Consider the following 17,834-nt stretch of genomic DNA (forward strand, 5'->3'; position numbering starts at 1 on the left):
CGGTAGACCAGGACGACCACGATCCCGGCCAGGACGCCGCCCGGATCGACGTCACCGAGGAGCGCGCCGAGCCCCCAGCGTGGTCACGCCGACGCCGATCGGCGCCGCCGCCGCGGCGGACGCCGGGATCAGGAAGCGCGCCGGCAGCGGGTAGCCGAGGACCAAGAGCATCAGGTCGATCGCGATCCACGCCGGCGCGGCCGCGGCCAGGCCCGCGACGAGCCGGTCGCCGGCCCGCGCCAGCGCGCCGCCGCGCAGCGGGTCGCCGGAGCCGAGCCAGTCGCCGCCACCGCGCCGGCGAGCAGCAGGGCGCATCCGGACAGCACGAGGGCCTGCCGCACGGGCGCCAGGATCCCGGAGCCGCAAGGCGATGATGTTGCGGTGGCGTGACCGTGGCGCTCAGGTGGACAGCCCGGCGATCCCGTCGCCGACGAGCTTGGCGGCGATCACCAGGCAGACCACGGCCATGATCGCGACGTTGTTGGTGGCCATCCACGTCTTCAGCTCGTCCAGGACGTGGGCGGCGCGGTCGCCCATCGAGAAGAAGATCGCCACCGGCGCGCCGACCCCGATCGACGCGACGATCGTGAAGACGACCCACGCGACGACCTGGTCGCCGGACGACGCGCCGGTCTGCGCGACCGCCGCCGCGCCGGCGACGATCAACAGCAGGTTCTTGGGGTTGACGGCGGCCAGCGCCGCGGCGACCGCCAACGAGCGCGCCGGCGTGAACGTGTCCAGCGCGGACATCCACTTCGGCGCGGCGACGTCGTCGCCGGCGTGCGGACGGTGCTGCCACTGGCGCACGGCGACGGCGAGCAGCAGCAGGCCGAGCCCGAGCTCGACCCAGCTGACCCACGTCGCGGGCGCGCCGTGGTGGCTGGCCCCGGCCGGGTCGGCGACGACCAGCAGGATCGCGCCCAGGATCCCGACGCCGGCCAGCCAGCCGATCAGGAACGCCGGGCCGTTGGTCCGCGCCCGCGGCGTGACCAGCATCAGCACGACCGCCACGATCGGCATCGGGCTGATCGCCACGCCGATCGCCAGCGGCAACGACTGACCGATCGCCTCACCCATGGGCGGACCGTAGGCGCCGCGCGGGTGACGGCGGATCGCCCGCGCGGGGTGACGCGCCGCCGCCGCGGCGGCCGCCGCCGTCTCACGGATCGCCCAGGAACCACCCAGGCCGCTCCCGGTCGCCGGCCGGAAGATCCTCGCCATGACCTCCAACCTCCTCTTCGCCAAGTCCTCCATCGCGCTCTCGGCGCTGGTCCCCGCCACCGCGACCGCCGACGCCGGCCATCCCCATCACGCCACGCCCGCGCTCACGCCGGTCCACCACGTCGTGCCCGCGACGCCGTTGGTCTCGCTGACGCCCTCCTCGGTCCGGCTGCGCGCGGAGCGCACCGACGGCGGCGTGAGCCTGACGTTGGCCTAGCCGGTCGCGTCCGCGGTCGGCTCGGCGAGCATCCGCGCGAGCCGCTCGCCGTCCTCGCCCGCGTCCTCGATCGCCCGCTCGATCCGCGCTCCCGCACGGTCGGCGTCGGTCGTGGCGATCGCGTCGGCGAGCCGCCGCAGCGCGGCGACGGCCTTGGGATGGGTGGGGCCGTGCTTGGCCGCCGCCCGCTCGTGGACCTGCTCGAGGGACAGGATCGCGGCCGCGACGTCGCCACGGGCCAGGGCGAGGTCGGCCAGGCCCTCGACGACGCTGATCCTCAGCGGCGAGCCCTGCGGCGCGCTCGGCCCGTCGACCATCTCCAGCGCCCGCCGCAGGAGCGCCTCGCCCTCGTCGATCCGGCCGAGGTCGCCGGCCATCACGCCCGCTCGGACCACCGCGTACCGGTGGGCCTCCGCCACCACCGCCGCCGCGGCCTGCGGATCGGGCGTGGCGTCGGCCAGGAACCGCGCCAGGCGGGCGCCCTCGGCCTCGACCCGCGCGTCGCTCGTCGGAGACGACCAGATCTCCACCTGGAGCAGCGGCAGGCGCGAACCGCGCGGGGTCGTCCCGTCGGACAGCCGGACGAGCAGCGTCAGCACGGTGGCCAGGTGGTCGACCAGCTCGGCCTTCTCCGCCTCGAGCGTCGCGCGGAGGAGCCAGCTCCGCAGCAGGTCGCCACCGTCGTCCGGCGCGTCGTCGTCGACCGGCAGCAGGTCGGTGGCCGCGCGCCGGACAAGCGATGAGATCTTCTCGACGGTGAGCCAGACGATCCGCTCGTGATCGTCGGTCCGCTCGCCCGCCTGCGAGCCGTAGGTCGCGAGGATCGCCTCGTTGCCCGCCGTCTCGGCGACGTTCAGCAGGGCGCTCGCGAAGCGCGGCAGCCGCGGGTCCGTGGGGCGGAAGGCGCCTGCCGCGGCGAGGGCCAGCTCGGCCGAGGGGGTGACCGGCGCGGTGGCGGGCGGCTCCGGCGAGCGGGTCGCGATCGCCTGGCGCAGCGCGGCGCGCACGGCCTCGTCGAGGTGGTCGTCCGCCAGCGCGGCGGCACGCTCCCGCTCGCCGGTGTCGACCAGCAGCTGGACCTCGAGCTCCCGCAGCCGCTGCCTCGGACCGGCCTCGCCGGCGGCGTCGGCCTCGGCGAGCAAGGCCTTCAGGAAGGCGGACGCCCGGTCGGGGTCGTGCCGGGCCGCGAGCTGGATCAGCCTGCGGACGACGCTCGCGGCGCGCGTGTCCGCGAGGACCTCGAGGGAGGCCATGGACTCGGCGGAGCGCCACAGGCGCTCGAGCTCCTCGGCCTCGTCGCCGCGCTGGAACGACAGGCCCGCGAGCCTGCTCCAGGTGGCGCTCGTCGAGGTGGAACGCTCGGGGCTCAGGGCGATGACCTCCAGCCACAGCCGCTCGGCGCGCGCGAGGTCCTCGCGGCCGTGCGCGCGCTCCGCGGCGCCGGCGACCGCGTGCCGATGCGCGGCCCGCGCGAGCTCGTCGGCCTGTCGCGCGTCGACGGAGCCGGTCGCGAGGAGGTCCGCGGCCAGGAGGCGGACCGCCGGGGCGGCGGCGTCGGCGCTGCGCTCGTCGAGCCAGACCTCGTCGTCGTCGACCAGCTCGTTGCCGTACCCGAGCGCGTCGGCGACGTACAGCGTCAGGATCGGCGCCGCCTGAGCGCCGATGTCCTGGGTCCCGTCCCACTTCGAGCAGAGGAGCCCGACGAGCCAGTTCCGGCTCCCGACGTCGTCGCGAACGTCGGGCGTGCCGCTCGGCGGGGACGCCAGCGGCACCATCATCGGCTCGGCCATGACCTGCGCGACGGCGTCGGCGATCCGCGCGTCCGCCTCGACGATGAACGACCCGTAGTCGGGTACCAGCGTCTCGATCTCGTCCCGCAGCCGGGCGACCTCGGGGAACCGGTTCGGGTCCGGGACGTTCGAGGAGGCCCGCATGGCCTCGTCGATGCTGGTCTCCGCGAGGCTGAGCTTCGAGATGATCAGCGAGCCGACGGTCTGCGCGAGCGTCACCGCGAGCCGCGCGCCCAACGCGGGCAGCCGCGGGTCGCCGCTGCCGAACGCGCGGCGGGCCAGCCGCAGCCCGTCGATCGCGATCGAGACCGAGTTCACCTCGTCGACGATCGGGTCGGCGCTGACGTCCAGGATCGCCTGGCGCACCTCGTGGGTGACGAACGAGTCCTGGATCTCCCGGGCGACCTCGATGGCCTGGTCGTGTCGGTGATGCTCCGAGAGGAGGTCGGCTTCGAGGTACCGGAGGCGCAGCTGCAGGTCGAGCGGCGCGTCGGCCGCGATCCGCTGCCCGCGGTCGGCCAGCAGCGCGAGCGCGGCGTCGAGATCCTCCTCGGCGATCGTCTGCACCAGGAGCGTCAGCGTGTTGACCGTGTCCTCGTCGGGCGCGCCGGCGAGCCGCGCCTTGCCCTCCAGCGCCCGCTCGTAGAGCTTCTTCGCCGCGGACCGCTCACCGGCGGCCCGTGCGACGTCGCCGAGGTCGCGGAGCAAGATGTAGGTCAGCGGATCGTCGGCGCCACGCCCGCGCGCCTCCATCTCGCGCAGGCCGCGCTCGTAGAGGTCCTTGGCCTCCGCGAGGCGATCCTCCCGCTCCGCCTGACGACCCGCCACCAGCATGAGGTCCGGCACGAAGTCGCGCAGGCGGGCCGGCTGCTCCTCCGGCTCGCCGGCGATGGACTCCTCGCCGCGGCGGAGCAGGTCGCGCGCGGCCTCCACGTCGCGCTTGGCCAGGAGGCGGGCGATCGCGAGCAAGGTGGTGATCGTGCTCTCGTCGCCGACGCCGGCGACCCGCTGCTTGCCCTTCCAGGCCGTCTCGTAGCGCGTCATCGCCTCGTCGAGGTCCCCGCGCGCGCTCGCGATGTCCCCGAGGTCGTGCCACACGACGTAGGCCAGGTGCGTGTCCTGCTCGCCGAGCGCGGTCAGCTCGGCCAGGGCGCGCTGGTAGCACGCCTCGGCCGCGTCGAGGTGCCGAGCCGTCTCGAGCCGGCGTCCGGAGCGGAGGTTGATGTGCGCGAGCAGCAGGTCCGGTCTCGGCACGATCCGCGCCAGCTCGTCGATCCGCGCCAGCGCGAGCTGGTCGAGGCCGGAGCGCAGGTCGAGGTCCACCGTCCAGGCCATCACGACGAGGTACCTGTCGACGGTCCAGCGACCGTCGCGGTACTCGCGCTCGGCGATGCGCTCGATCTGGCGGCGCACGATCTGCATCGCGGCCGCGCGCGCGGCGATGCCCGGGTCGTCGGTGACACGGCGACGGCGCTCGTGGCCCTGGCCGAGGTCCGGCGTGACCAGCTCGAGCTTGTCCGCGGCCACGACCGCCGACGCGACCGTGGCCGCCAACGACTCGCCGGCGCGCCCTTCGTGGTGGTGGAGCTCGACCTGCGACCGGTCGAGCGCGCCCGGCAGGAACTCGTCGAGGTGCCGGCTGAGGACCTCGCTCAGCACGGCGCGCGCGGTCCGCACGCCCGCGGTGTCCTCGCTGGCCGCGATGCGCGTGAGCACGTGCAGGATCCGCTGACGGCCGGAGAGCGACGCCGTGGCGACCAGCGCGGTCAACCGCTCGGGCGGCCACGACCCGCCGAGCTGGTCGCGCGGCCCGTGGGGCTCGGTGAGCGCCCGGACGATCTGGTACTCGCCGACGATGTCCGGCTCGATCCCCCGGACGTTGCCGGAGCTCGTCGCGTACACCGCGCACCACCAGTCGGCGACCCGCCGGCGCTGGCCGGGATCCTGGAGCCACTCGAGGGCCGCGAGCGCGCGCTCGAAGGCCGGCCGCGGGACGCCGCCGACGAGCGTGGCGGCGATCGCGACGTCGTTCATCTCGCGCTCGTCGAGGCGGAGGTCGAGCTCGCGCCGGGCCTCGGTCCAGTACTTGCGCTCGTGGCGGAGCACGCGGTCGAGCAGCTGCTGCGCCGTCGGCGCGACGTCGCCCACCTCGTCGCCGTCCTCCAGCACCATCTCCTGGGAGGCGTCGAGCAGCACGTACAGCGGGCGTTCGAACAGCGGCCCGGCGAGGTGCTCGGGCGGTTCGCCGGGGCGGCCGAGCACCTCGCGCGCCGAGGACCAGAGCGCCTGGCGATCGTCGACCTCCGGGAGGCTCTCCTCCAGCGACACCGACCAGATCGCGTCCTCGTCGAGCAGCTCGCCGGCCCGGCGTCCGAGGTCCGCCGGCCCGGCGAGGCGGCCGAGCCAGCTCTCGCGCTGCATCTTGCCCTCGCGGACGACGAGGATCACGCGCAGCGGGGCGTCGGCGGCGCGCCCGATCGGCGCCTCCTGGAGCAGGTGCTGCAGGTCGCCGCGCCGCGCCTCCGCGTAGTCGACGGCGACCGCCAGCGGGAACTGGGGGTGCGAGAGCGCCGCCCAGTCCACCCGGCCGGCGTCCTGCGGGCCGAGGAAGCCGCCGACCCAGCCCGCGGTCTGGGCGAGGTGCAGCGCCTCCGCGGCCAGACGCGTCTTGCCCGCCCCGCCCGGTCCGTGGATGACCATCACACGGTGGTCGGGCCGGCCCGCGCCCGGCGGCGGCGTGCTCAGCCACTCCGCCACCTCGTCCATGACGTCGCCACGGCCGACGAGCGGGAACCGCTGCTCGGACGAGCGCAGGACCTCCAGCAGCGAGGCGTGCGACGTGACCTCGATCGGGCCGGCGCCGGGCGAGAACGGCGGCAGCAGCGGGAGGCCGGGCGGGACGGCTCCTCGGTCGCGGCCCTCCAGCGCCTCGGCCACCTTGCGCGTCATGCGCTCGACCTGCTCGCGCGTCTCCTTGGCGTCGACGTGCGCCGCGGCGCGGTCGGTCGCCTTGACGGCGTTGACCGACGCGCGCGCGTGCTCGGCGACGAGCGCGCCGAACCGCCGGGCGTCGAAGGCGTCGGGCCAGTCGACCTCGTCCGCCACGAGTCGGGCGGTGATCTGCGCCAGCGCCGCGGCGGCCTCGGGGACGTCCTCGCCGTCGAGCAGGAGCGAGAGCGCGCCCTGCGCGTCCGGGCTCGTCTCCAGCTTCTTCTGGACGACCTTCGCGAGCGGCAGCCGAACGGCGTGGTGGACGTCGGCGTCGGCCTTGACGGCGGCGGCGATCCGCTCGAGCAGGCGATGGCCTTCTCGCTCCTCGCGCCAGAAGTCCCGCCCGCGACGCGACGCCGCACCGGCCAGCTTGCCGCCGACCTTCGTCGCGGCACCCGTCAGCAGGGGTTCGGCCATCCGTGGATCTGGTCAGTGAGGTCCGCTAAGTGATCCGATCGCGGTGATCCTAACCGAGCGCCATCGCGGCCGCCAGCCGCGGTCTTCCCCGCGTGCGCGCCCGTTTCACGCCACCCACCCGGGGAACAGGTGCTCTGATGCCCGCGGCGCAGCCACCTTCCCGGTCGGTCGCCCTCGACGCGCTGGGGCGCGTCGTGACCGCCTGCCATGCCGGGATGCGGGCGCTGCCGGAGCTGCTGGACGAGCGCGAGCGCGTGGCGCAGGCCGAGCTGCGCGCGCGGATCGTCCCGCTGCTGGGCGCGCAGGCGGCGGCGCAGCGGCTGGCCTTCGAGGAGCGCCGGGCGCTGCGGGCGGCGCTGCCGTTCGAGGCGCAGGCCGACGTCGGCGCCGAGTACCTGCAGGGGATCGGCGAGGCGCTGGCGCTGCTGGCCGACGACGCGGGCGACCCGCTGGTGCCGACCGCCGAGGAGCTCGCGCGCTGGACCGCCGACCCGCAGGTCCTGCTGTGGCTGCAGCGGACGTCGGGCGCCGTGCCCCTCGACGTGCTGGCCTGGGCCGACGGCGCCCAGGACGAGCTGCGCCCCGATCCCGCGGACGCGGCGCGGACCGCGGCGGTGCGGCACGCGCTGCGCGCCGAGCTGGGCGAGCAGGCCGTCGGCTACCCCGCGCTGATCGAGGCCTACACCAACGAGCGCACGCGCCCGGTCGCCGCCGAGGCCGCGTGGGCGCGGCTGGCGGCGCTGGCCCGGACGCTGCGGGCGCTCAAGGGCCCGTCGTGCCGGCTGACGCCGTTCGACCCGGCGCCGGTGCGCGGCGCGTTCGGCGTCCTGCACCAGGTGTTCGCGTCGCTGGCGCTGGTCGTCGCGGGCGAGCATCCGGCCGGCCTGCTCCTGGCGCCCGACGCGCTCGCCGGCGCATGCGCCTGCTGATCCTCGCCGACGACCCGTCGTGGCTGTCGCTGCCCGCGCTGGTCCGCTCGCACGAGCCGGACGCGGTCGTCACGCTCGGCGACCTCGAGCCCGACGTCCTGGACCCGCTCGGCCGCTTCCCGGACCTTCCGGTGATCGGCGTCTACGGCAACCACGACGACGGCCGCTACCTCGACGCGGCCAACACCACCAACCTGCACCTGCGCGCGCTGACGCTGGCCGGCGTGACGTTCGCGGGCTTCGAGGGCTGCGTCCGCTACACGCCCGGCGGCGCGCCGCTGCAGCACACCCAGCGCGCGGCGTCCAAGCTCGCCAAGCGCCTGCCGCCCGCCGACGTCCTGGTCTCCCACGCGCCGCCGCGCGGCGTCCACGACGAGCCCGGCGACCGCGCCCACGAGGGCTTCGACGCGCTGCGCGACTACGTCCTGCGCGTCGCGCCGCGCCTGCACCTGCACGGCCACACGCCGCCGCCGGCCCGTCGGGCACAGCGGCTGGGGGAGACCCAGGTGGTGCACGTGTGGGGCCACGCGGTGCTCAACCTGTAGGGGTCGGTCAACGCGTACGATCGGCCCGACATGGCCGGACGCGAGACCACCGCCACGCACGCCGCCGAGGCGGCGGGCATCACCTCCACGTCGCACGAGCACGACCCGCGCGACCCGCGCGACCCGCGCGGGCCGGAGGCCGAGCCGGCGCGGGCGTCGTCGTGAGCGGCCGCGTCTTCATCACGGGCGCGAGCGGCTTCATCGGCCGCGCGCTGGGCGACCGCTTCGCGCGCGACGGCTACGAGGTGCGCGGCGTGGACGTCGCCGCCGACCCGGCGCGCGGCGTCGTGGCCGGCGACGTCGGCGCGCCCGGCGCCTGGCAGGACCACGCCGCGGGCAGCGACCTCGTGATCCACACGGCGGCGATCGTCTCGATGAGCGGCGCCGACCCGCGCGCGGTCTGGCGCGTCAACGCGCTGGGGACCAAGCACGTGCTCGACGCGGCGACCCGCGCGGCCGGCGGCGCGACGCGCGTGGTGCACCTGTCGTCGGTGACGGTCTTCGGCTTCGCGTTCCCCGACGGCGTCGACGAGTCCTATCCGACCGAGCCCAACGGCGTGCCCTACGTCGACACGAAGATCGCCTCCGAGGCGCTCGTCCTGCGCGCGCACGCGGCGGGCGAGGTCCCGTGCGCGATCGTCCGGCCGGGCGACGTCTACGGCCCGCGCTCGCGCCCGTGGACGCTGCTGCCCGTGGAGGAGATCGAGCGGCGCCGGTTCGTCCTCCCGGCGCGCGGGCGCGGCGTGTTCTCGCCGGTGTTCATCGACAACCTGGTCGACGGGATCGTGCTCGCCGCGACGCACCCCGACGGCGCGGGCGGCGTCTTCACGCTGTCGGACGGCGTCGGCGTGACGACCGCCGAGTTCTTCGGGCACTACGCGCGGATGCTCGGGCGCCGGCTGGCGACGCTGCCCACCGGGCCGTCGCGCGCGCTGGCCTCGGCCGCTGCGCTCGGCGCGCGGGTCGCCCGCCAGGAGACCGAGATCAACGCGTCGGCCGCGCGCTACCTCGCGCGCACCGGGACCTACTCGATCGCCCGGGCGCGCGACGTGCTCGGCTACGCGCCCGCGGTCTCGCTGGAGGACGGGATGGCGAGGACCGAGGCCTGGCTTCGTGCGGAGGGACGCGTTCCGGCGAGCTAGGCTCGCCGCGATGCCCCACGCCGCCGCCGACCTCGACCGCACCCGCCTCCAGGCCCTGCTCGATCGCGAGCGGGCGCGCTTCGCCGCCGAGCACCCGCGCTCGGTCCAGCTCGCGCGGCGCGCGTCGCACGCGCTGCTGCACGGCGTCCCGATGCCGTGGATGGCCAAGTGGGCGGGCGGCACGCCGGTCTACCTCGCGGAGGCGCGCGGGGCGCGGGTGACCGACGTCGACGGCGTCGAGTACGTCGACGTCGCGCTGGGCGACACGGGGTCGCTGCCGGGCCACTCGCCGGAGCCGACGGTCGAGGCCATCGTCTCGCGCGCGCGGGACCGCGGCGGCATCACCACCATGATGCCCACCGAGGACGCGATCGCCGTCGGCGAGGAGCTCGGCCGCCGCTTCGGCGTGCCCGCGTGGCAGTTCGCGCTGAGCGCGACCGACGCCAACCGCTTCGCGCTGCGCATGTGCCGTCAGGTGCAGCGCCGGAGCAAGATCCTCATCTTCCTCCACGCCTACCACGGGACCGTCGACGAGACGGTGGCGACGCTCGACGCCTCGGGCCGCGTGGTCCCGCGCGAGGGCAACGTCGGCGCGCCGGTCGACCCGGCGCTGACGACCAAGGTGGTGCCCTTCAACGACCTCGACGCGGTGCGCGCCGCGCTGGCGCCGCGCGACGTCGCGGTCGTCCTCGCCGAGCCCGCGATGACCAACGTCGGCATGGTCCTGCCCGCCGACGGGTTCCTGAAGGGGTTGGAGGAGGCGTGCGCGGAGACCGACACCTTGTTGATCTACGACGAGACGCACACGATGTCGACCGGCCTGGGCGGCTGCGTGCGCGCGTGGGGCCTGAGCCCCGACGCGGTGACGCTCGGCAAGGCGCTGGCCGCCGGCGTCCCGATCGGGGCCTACGGGTTGAGCGCGGACCTGCGCGACCGCGTGCTGGCCGACACCGAGGGCGACTACCTGGACTGGGGCGGCGTCGGCGGGACGCTGGCGGGCAACGCCTTGTCCTTGGCCGCCGCGCGCGCGACGCTCCACCAGGTGCTGACCGAGGAGGCCTACACCTCCATGTTGCTCACCTGCCACCGCTACGTGGCGGGCGTGCGCGACGTCTTCGCCAAGCACGGCGCGCCGTGGCACGTCGTCGCGCTCGGGGCCCGCGCGGAGTTCGGCTACACGCCCGCGCCGCACGCGACCGGCGCCGACGCGCTGGCGGCGATCGACCACCTGCTCGACGACCTCATCCACGCCGCGCTGCTGAACCGCGGCGTGATGCTGACCCCGTTCCACAACATGGCCTTGATGAGCCCGGCGACCACGATCGAGGACGTCGACACGGTGGTCGGCGCCCTCGACGCGGTCGTCGGGGAGATCTTCGCGAACTAGATCTACAACTACGCGGTCGCCTGCAGGCGCGTCGTCTCCGACGTCGGCTGGCCGGCCGCGGCGGTCGCCTCCAGCTGGAGGGCCACGTCCAGGCCCTTCTTGCCCTTCAGCGCCTTCTTCAGCTTGGCCGCGTCGGCCTTGGAGACCGTCAGCCGCACGATCTTCGACGAGCCCGCCGGGATCGTCAGCTTGATCTGCTTGAGGTCGATCGACACGGGCTTGACCGTGTGCTTCTTCTTGCCCTTGCCGACCGTGCGCGGCGTGCCGCGCTGGACGATCGTCGCCGACGCGGTCAGCGCGCAGGTCGTGTCGCAGCCGACGCGGACCGGCAGGTTCCGCGCGCTCAGCAGCCCGGCCTTGCGGAGGACCTTCACGCTCAGCTGCGGGCCGAGGGGCTCGGGCAGCGTCGGGAACTTCAGCGCCGGCGGCGCGCCGATCGGGCCGAGCGGGCGGCAGGCCAGGCCGGGCGTCGGGGTCGTGAGCGTCAGCGTCGTCACGCGGTTGTTGTCGCTGTCGGTCACCGTGACCTTGCCGTTGCAGTCCGCGCTGACGCCGGTCGGGTGGATGAACTGCCCGTCGCCGATGCCGCGCTCGCCGATCGCCTGCAGGCGCTCGCCGTTGGGGCCGAACTCCTGGATGCGGTTGTTGCCGCGGTCGGCGACCCACAGGTTGCCGCCCTGGTCGAGGCTGAGCTGGGCCGGGGCGTTGAGCTTGCCGAGCTTGGAGCCGGTGCCGCCGAACTGGTCGAGCTGGGTGCCGCCGCCGTCGTAGACCGTGATGCGGTTGCGCGTGTCCGACACGTAGATCCGGCTGCCGTCGGGCGTGACCGCGATCCCGCGCGGCGCGTCGCTGACCGCGAAGGACCCCAGGTAGGAGCCGTCGGCCGCGAAGCGCGCGACGCGCAGGTTGCCGGTGTCGGCGACCGCGATGTTGCCGGAGGCGTCGAGGGCCAGCGCCTGCGGCGACTGCAGCTGGCCGGGGCCGGAGCCGAGGCTGCCGATCGAGCGGCTGGTCGTCGCCGTCGCGCGGTCGAAGACGACGATGCGGCCGCGCCGGCCGTCGAGCACGTAGCCGTTGCCGGCCTGGTCGAAGGCGACCGCGACCGGGTTGGGCAGGATCGTCGGGCCCGGGTTCGGCGAGCCCCAGACCGTGGCGAGCGACCCGTCCGGGTTGATGAGCTGCACGCGCCCGTTGAGCGCGTCGGTGACCGCGCGGACGCCCGAGGCGTCGGCGGCGACGCCGACCGGTGAGTCGAACTGGCCGGTCGCCCGGCCCGAGATGCCGAACGAGCGCTTCAACGTGCCGGAGACGTCGAAGACGTCGATGCGGTCGTTGCCGGTGTTGGCGACGTACAGCTCGCCGCTGCCGTTGGTCGCCAGGCCGCGCGGGTAGGCGAGGTTGTTGGGGCCGGTGCCGTAGGAGCCCCAGCGCGCCTTGTACTGGTACTTGGTCGCCGGCGTCGAGTAGCGCACGATGCGCTGGTTCATGTCGTCGGCGACGAACACGCGGCCCTGCGGGTCGATCGCGACGCCGTAGGGGAAGTTCAGCTGGCCGGGACCCGCGCCCTGGCCGGCGCCGATCGACGCCAGCAGGTGGCCGCCGGTGTCGAACGCGGCGACGCGGTGGTGCTGGTCGTCGGCGACGAGCATGCGCGTGCCGCGGACCGCGACGCCGCGCGGGTTCTGCAGCGTGCCGGGCGGGACGATCTCGGCGCCGTTGCCGCCCGCGGCGTTGAAGCGCACGACGCGGTCGTTGCCGGTGTCGACGATGTAGAGCGTCGAGCCCGACGCCGCCAGGCCGCCGCCCGCCGCCGCGTCGTTGCCGCCGCCGGCGCCGAAGTGGAACCGACCCAGCGCGGTGCCGTTGCCGCCCCACGAGTCGATCAGGTTGCCGGTGCTGTCGAAGCGGACGATGCGGTTGGAGGCGCCGTCGGCGACGACGACCTGGTTGTCGCCGGTGACCGCGACCGCGCCGATCGCGCTCAGCTCGCCCGGCCGCGTCCCGGCCGACCCGATGTCCCGCAGCCACTGGCCCTGGGGCGTGAACTGCTGGATCAGGTGCGATCCCTGGTCGACCACGTAGACCGCGCCGTCGGGGCCGACGGCGACGGCCTGCGGGAAGCGCAGCACGCCGCCGCCGCGCTGGCCGTTCTGGACGACCGACGTGTACGGGCAGGTGCCGGACGTGCCGGGGCAGTCGGCGCTCGCCGTGGCGGGGAGGGCCACCGCGGCGGTGGCCGCGGCGGCGAGGGCGGTGCTCAGCAGGGGGCGGAAGCGGGGCATCGTCATCTCGGAACAAGGCTAGGTACGAAGAGTCGCGGTGCTGCACGACCGCGCCCATCAGACCGGTGACGAGACCGGCGCCGATAAGGTTTCACGCGGTGTCCGGGATCGGCGTTCTGCGCGAGGGCCCGCTGCACGCGGCGGTCAAGGATCTGCTCGCGTCGCCGGGCGACCGGGCCGAGGTGAAGTTCGGTCGCTTCGTGATCGATCTCGTGCGCGCCGACGGCGAGCTGGTCGAGGTCCAGACCGGCGGCTTCTCGCCGCTGGGGCCGAAGCTCGACGCGCTGCTGGACGACCACCGGATGCGGATCGTGCACCCGGTCGCCGCGCGGCGGCGGATCGTGCGCGTCGACGCGCACGGCGAGGTGCTGTCGTCGCGCCGGTCGCCCCTGCGTGGCGGCGTGCTCGACGTCTTCGATCGCCTGGTGTCCTTCCCGTCGCTGCTGGCCCACCCGAACCTGACGGTCGAGGTGCTGCTGTGCGCCGAGGACCACATCCGCGCGCCCGAGGCGGGCCGCTCGCGGTCCGGGCGCCGACGGCGCGACCCGGGCGAGCGACGGCTCGTCGAGGTGGTCGGCTCCGAGGTGCTCTCGTCGCCGTCCGACGCGGCGGCGCTGCTGCCTCCGGCGCTCGTCGCCGCCGGCGCGTTCACCACGCGCGAGCTCTCCGCCGCCCTCGGCTGTCGGATGGTCCTGGCCCAGCGCGTCGCCTACTGCCTCCGCGGCATGGAGGTCCTCGTCGACGCCGGGAAGCGCGGCCGGGCGCCGCTCCACGCCTTGGCGCGAACCGCCTTGGCGTAGGTGCGCGACCGTTCGCGTGGGTGCGGGGCCGGCATGGCCAAGCTCATCAATGGCGGCAGGCGAGGGTGGCGGCGCCACCGGGGTCTTGTCTCCGCGGGCGTGCGTGGTGGACGGGCATCCAGACATGAATCCCGGCGTCGGGGTCGCTCTATGGCGAATAGTTCGTCATAGACCGCCCCGGATCCCGAACCGAGGATGCGGGTCGAGTTCTCCGCACATATCCCGGCAAACTCGCCCCGCACCCACGACCACCCCGCCGAGCCCCACCAACACGGCCCGGATTCATGTCTGGATGCCCGGAACCCGACACCCTCGCCCGCGGAGAGCGACCCCGGCCGCCACGCCACCCTCGCTCGCCGCCGTCGATGATCTCGGCCATGCCAGCCTCGCACCCACGGTGAACGCCCCGCGCTCAAACGCCAGGGCGGCTGGCGCGCCGCTACTTCTTCTTCGACGAGGACTTGGACGACGACGACTTCTTCGACGCCGCCAGCGCCACCGCGTCCTCGTCCTTCGCGGCCGCCGCCGCGTCCAGCGCCGTCCGCGCGGGCGCGCCCCAGGCGGCGTCCACGGCGTTCATCAACCCGCTGTCGGTCAGGCAGTTGATGCAGAACGACTTCTGCCCCCAGCCGATGGCGCGCGCCATGACCTCGTCGGCGTAGGACACGCCCGTGGCGTCGTGGCCGTAGTAGTCGTAGGCCGCCTGCCAGGCCGAGGCGTCCAGGTCCCGACCGGCGCCCGAGTCGCGCAGCAGCGCGGCGGCGGCCATGATCGAGTCGTAGTCGTCGTAGATCGACGGGTGCTTGGCGGTCTTGTGCGGGTAGTCGGCCGGACGCGTCCCGCGCGCGAAGGAGTCCTTGTAGCGCTTCCACGTCGACACCGGGCCGTTGGTGACGTTGAACTGCATCGGCCCGGCGCAGCAGTTGGCGAAGTTCAGGCCGTGGTAGGTCGTCGGGTGCGTGGAGAACGCGGTCTCCTGCTTGTGGACCGACGCGATCAGCAGCCAGTTGACGCCGTAGACCTTCTGGGCCTCGGCGTAGATCCCGTAGAACCCGGAGACCCAGTCGGCGGCCACGTGGGTGCGGTCGTTGATCGTGAAGCGCTTGGCGTCGGCCTTCTGCGTGGCCGGGCTCTGCTTGGCCTGCTGCTGGCCCTGCGCGGCGGTCGCGGGGCCGGTGACCGCGCTCGTGTCGACGGCGGCCGCCGCGCCGGGCGCGGGCGCCGGCGTCATCACGACGACGGCGGGCGCGGCCGGCGGCGCGGGCAGGCGCGCGTGGCTGTGCTTGGTGAAGACGCCGCCGAGCGCGACGCCGAGCAGGGCGGCGCCGGCGACGAGCGCGGCCAGCGCGACCGCCAGGGGCCAGCGCTCACGGGGCGGGGTGGGCAGGGAGGGCTCGTGCGACACGGGCTGACGTCGCAGCATAGAGGCGGCGTGCGGACCGCCGCCTCAGTGCGCTCACACCGCCAGCAGGGCGCCCTCATGTGTCAAGAGCGCCCGCTTGCGGTCCAGGCCGCCCGCGTAGCCGGTCAGCGCGCCGCGCGCCCCGATCACGCGATGGCACGGGACGACGATCGGCAGCGGGTTGGCGCCGTTGGCCGCGCCGACCGCGCGGGCGCCCGCGCCGCCGACCCCGAGCGCGTCGGCGATCTCGCCGTAGGTCGTCGTCGTCCCGTACGGCACGCGCGCGACGTGGTCCCACACCGCGCGCTGGAAGTCGGTGCCGAAGCGCGGCTTCAGCGGCAGGTCGAACGTCTCGCGCAGGCCCTCGGCGTAGTCACGCAGCTGGCGCGCGGCCTCGCGCAGGACCGGGTCGTCGTCGGCGCGCGGCGAGTCCGGCGGGACGTCGCTCACCGAGAAGCGGATCTCGCAGAGCCCGTCGCCGTCGGCCAGCAGCGCGATCTCGCCGATCGGGGACTCGACGGTGGTGTGGGTCAGCGGCACGGAACGGCGCTCCTTCCAGGTGGCGTGGGCGGCGGGCAGGCAGGTCGCGCACGGGCGGTAGCCCGCGGCGATCGCGGTGGGCTCGTCGGCGAAGAACACGCGCTCGGCGACGTAGCCGCCGCGGGCGATCGCGCGCAGCGCGCCCGGGCAGTCCAGGCGCCCGTAGACGCGCCCGCGGCGATGGCCGCCGAGCGTGCCGGGCGTCGACGACGCGTAGGGCCGGCCGTCGCGGCCGGTGAGCGTGTGCTGCTTCATGAGAGGTTCAACGTCCCGCGCGCCGTTGGCGTGAGATCGGTGCGTAGCATCGCGTGCGCCATGGACGACCTGCTCAAGCTCGCCGCCGACGCCGGCCACGAGATCTCCACCGCCGAGGAGGCGCTGGCCGAGGACGCGCACGACACCGCGCGCGACGCGCTGGACCGCGCCGCCGACCACCTCGCCGACCTGCGCGGCCGCTGGCCCGACATGAGCGCGCCCGAGCGGGCGATCGTCGGCCCGGCCGCCAAGGCGGTCCGCGAGCGCCTGGACGCCGCCGCGGCCCGCGTCCCGGCCCGTCGGACGCTCTCGGAGGGCACCGCCGAGGTCGACCCCGAGCAGGAGGCCGAGCCCGACGGCCCGACCGGTCCTTGACAAGGCGGCACATGCCCTTGCCCCGGGCTTCGGGGCCGGTCTACCCTCGGCCCTCCAGCGAGCGGAGGAGCGGAGGGAACCACTGTGAAGATCGGAGCGGTGTTCAACAGCGATCTCACGAACGTCCACCATCGGGTGGTCGTCCCCTTGAGAGAGCTGGCACGGCGCGGGCACCAGGTCGTCTGGGTCCAGCCCGACCACGGCGGCCACGTCGCTCCCGAGCGGCTCGCCGACTGCGACGTCGTGCACATCCATCGCCGGTCCGAGCGCGACCTGATCGCCTGCGTCGACGAGCTGCGCGCCCGCGGCGTCGGGATCACGTGGGACACCGACGACCCGGCGGCGCTGCTGCCGGCCGACGTCGACGGCCTGGCGCCGCTGGGCGGCTACCGCCGGGCGCGCGAGCTGCGCGGCCAGAAGGCGATGGCGGCCCGCGCCGACGTCGTCACCACCGGCTCGGAGGTGATCGCGGAGCGCTGCGCGGCGGTGACCGACGGCGCGGTCGTGGTCATCGAGGACTACCTCGGCGACGAGGAGTACGTCTGGCAGCCCAAGACTCACACCGGCGTGATCGTCGGCTGGGTCGGCGAGCCCGAGGACGCGCTGGACGCCGAGGCGCTCGGCATCGCCGACGTCCTGCGGCGCGTGATGGCGCGCGACCAGCGGATCAAGGTCGAGACCGTCGGCGTCGAGCTGGACCTGGCCGACGCGGGCGACCGCTACACCCATCACAAGTTCCTCCCGGTCGAGGAGCTGGCGTGGCACGTGCGCCAGTTCGACGTGGCGATCGCGCCGATGGCCGAGCTACCGACGACCGCGGCACGGACGCGCATCACCCTCAAGGAGTACGCGGCCTCCGGCGTCCCGTGGGTGGCGTCCGCGCGCGGCCCGTACCTGGGGCTCGGCGAAGAGGAAGGCGGCGTGCTGGTCTCCGACGACGGGTGGGAGCACGCCCTGCTGGCCATGGCCGGCGCCCGCTTCCGTCGCCGACAGCTGCGCCGCCGCGCCGAGGAGTGGGCCAAGTCCCACCACATCGCCGTTCACGCCGACCGCTGGGAGACGGTCTTCCGGACCGCGGCATCCTCGGTCCGGCAGGTGGCCTGAACGGCCAACGGCCCCGCCCGGCACGGGGCGGGCCCCCGGGCGCGCCGCCCACCCGGAGGCGGCGCGCCGCGGTCGTCAGCCCGCCCGCAGCGCGAAGCGCGGCAGCCGCGTCCCGCGCGCCGGGACCGACCAGCCGGGTGGCGCGTCGCGGCGCACGGCGTGGCGGCGCAGGAGCGCGAGGAGGTGCTCGGTGGGCGCGAAGGGGTCGGCGACGGCCTCGCCCGTCGTCGTCGCCAGCGCGGCGCGCAGGACGCCGTTCTCCTCGGCCAGCAGCAGCGGGCCGGCGGGCACGCGGCGGGAGTCCAGCGCGGCGAGGCGGGCGACGTCGGGGGCGTCGTCCGGGCGCGCGGCGCGGAGGGTCACGCCGGCGAGGTGGGGAGGGGAGATGGAGGTCATGGATCCAGTGTCCGCTCGCGAACGCCATCGCGCAATGCGAA

16 protein-coding genes are annotated in these 17,834 nt (G+C 75.0%); 9 read left to right on the forward strand and 7 right to left on the reverse strand.

Annotation, left to right across the window (positions count from 1 at the left end; translation table 11 throughout):
- Positions 1-51 precede the first annotated feature (51 nt).
- Together VFG42_RS26270 and VFG42_RS26275 are read right to left on the reverse strand one after the other, a co-directional pair.
- On the reverse strand, positions 52-315 hold the full coding sequence (locus tag VFG42_RS26270; protein ID WP_324911818.1) for a hypothetical protein: 264 nt from the start codon (positions 313-315) through the stop codon (positions 52-54).
- Positions 316-399: 84 nt separating this feature from the next.
- Positions 400-1,077 (reverse strand): GAP family protein, encoded by a 678-nt coding sequence (locus VFG42_RS26275; RefSeq protein WP_324911820.1) that lies wholly within the window; start codon positions 1,075-1,077, stop codon positions 400-402.
- 142 nt (positions 1,078-1,219) lie between these two features.
- Between VFG42_RS26275 and VFG42_RS26280 the strand changes: the two genes are divergently transcribed.
- Positions 1,220-1,438, forward strand: a complete 219-nt coding sequence (locus tag VFG42_RS26280) for a hypothetical protein (protein WP_324911821.1) — start codon at positions 1,220-1,222, stop codon at positions 1,436-1,438.
- On the opposite strand, the gene VFG42_RS26285 is transcribed toward VFG42_RS26280, so the two are convergent.
- Positions 1,435-6,636 carry a hypothetical protein gene (locus tag VFG42_RS26285; RefSeq protein ID WP_324911822.1) on the reverse strand — a complete coding sequence of 1,734 codons (5,202 nt, stop codon included), beginning with the start codon at positions 6,634-6,636 and terminating at the stop codon, positions 1,435-1,437. The genes VFG42_RS26280 and VFG42_RS26285 overlap by 4 nt on opposite strands.
- A gap of 137 nt (positions 6,637-6,773) precedes the next feature.
- On the opposite strand from VFG42_RS26285, the gene VFG42_RS26290 reads away from it, so the two are divergent.
- From VFG42_RS26290 to VFG42_RS26310, 5 genes are read left to right on the forward strand one after another with little or no spacing between them, the layout of a single operon-like run.
- Entirely contained in the window at positions 6,774-7,565 is a 792-nt protein-coding gene (locus tag VFG42_RS26290; protein WP_324911823.1) for a hypothetical protein, read from the forward strand.
- A complete protein-coding gene (locus VFG42_RS26295; protein ID WP_324911824.1) occupies positions 7,553-8,110 on the forward strand; it encodes a metallophosphoesterase family protein in 558 nt (185 codons plus the stop codon). The genes VFG42_RS26290 and VFG42_RS26295 overlap by 13 nt, the downstream gene beginning before the upstream one ends.
- 30 nt (positions 8,111-8,140) lie before the next feature.
- Positions 8,141-8,275 (forward strand): hypothetical protein, encoded by a 135-nt coding sequence (locus VFG42_RS26300; RefSeq protein WP_324911825.1) that lies wholly within the window; start codon positions 8,141-8,143, stop codon positions 8,273-8,275.
- A complete protein-coding gene (locus tag VFG42_RS26305; RefSeq protein ID WP_324911826.1) occupies positions 8,272-9,252 on the forward strand; it encodes an NAD(P)-dependent oxidoreductase in 981 nt (326 codons plus the stop codon). The genes VFG42_RS26300 and VFG42_RS26305 overlap by 4 nt, the downstream gene beginning before the upstream one ends.
- Positions 9,253-9,262: 10 nt before the next feature.
- Positions 9,263-10,639, forward strand: a complete 1,377-nt coding sequence (locus VFG42_RS26310) for a transaminase (RefSeq protein WP_324911827.1) — start codon at positions 9,263-9,265, stop codon at positions 10,637-10,639.
- Between the two features lie 8 nt (positions 10,640-10,647).
- Here the strand turns inward: VFG42_RS26310 and VFG42_RS26315 are convergent, their stop codons facing one another.
- Complete coding sequence (locus VFG42_RS26315) at positions 10,648-12,927, reverse strand: NHL repeat-containing protein (protein WP_324911828.1); 2,280 nt, start codon at positions 12,925-12,927, stop codon at positions 10,648-10,650.
- A gap of 92 nt (positions 12,928-13,019) precedes the next feature.
- Here VFG42_RS26315 and VFG42_RS26320 point away from each other — a divergent pair, with 92 nt between their 5' ends.
- Positions 13,020-13,721 (forward strand): hypothetical protein, encoded by a 702-nt coding sequence (locus tag VFG42_RS26320; RefSeq protein ID WP_324911829.1) that lies wholly within the window; start codon positions 13,020-13,022, stop codon positions 13,719-13,721.
- 439 nt (positions 13,722-14,160) lie between these two features.
- On the opposite strand, the gene VFG42_RS26325 is transcribed toward VFG42_RS26320, so the two are convergent.
- On the reverse strand, positions 14,161-15,126 hold the full coding sequence (locus tag VFG42_RS26325) for a hypothetical protein (protein WP_324911830.1): 966 nt from the start codon (positions 15,124-15,126) through the stop codon (positions 14,161-14,163).
- A gap of 51 nt (positions 15,127-15,177) precedes the next feature.
- A complete protein-coding gene (locus tag VFG42_RS26330; RefSeq protein ID WP_324911831.1) occupies positions 15,178-15,918 on the reverse strand; it encodes a methylated-DNA--[protein]-cysteine S-methyltransferase in 741 nt (246 codons plus the stop codon).
- Positions 15,919-15,978: 60 nt separating this feature from the next.
- Between VFG42_RS26330 and VFG42_RS26335 the strand changes: the two genes are divergently transcribed.
- Together VFG42_RS26335 and VFG42_RS26340 are read left to right on the forward strand one after the other, a co-directional pair.
- Positions 15,979-16,293, forward strand: coding sequence for a hypothetical protein (locus VFG42_RS26335; RefSeq protein WP_324911832.1), 315 nt, complete (start codon positions 15,979-15,981; stop codon positions 16,291-16,293).
- 84 nt (positions 16,294-16,377) lie between these two features.
- Positions 16,378-17,397, forward strand: a complete 1,020-nt coding sequence (locus tag VFG42_RS26340; RefSeq protein ID WP_324911833.1) for a hypothetical protein — start codon at positions 16,378-16,380, stop codon at positions 17,395-17,397.
- A 75-nt stretch (positions 17,398-17,472) separates the two neighbouring features.
- Here the strand turns inward: VFG42_RS26340 and VFG42_RS26345 are convergent, their stop codons facing one another.
- Complete coding sequence (locus tag VFG42_RS26345) at positions 17,473-17,793, reverse strand: hypothetical protein (protein ID WP_324911834.1); 321 nt, start codon at positions 17,791-17,793, stop codon at positions 17,473-17,475.
- Positions 17,794-17,834: the final 41 nt, after the last annotated feature.

The organism is Baekduia sp. (assembly GCF_035685985.1).
In the GTDB taxonomy this organism is placed as follows: Bacteria; Actinomycetota; Thermoleophilia; order Solirubrobacterales; family Solirubrobacteraceae; genus Baekduia.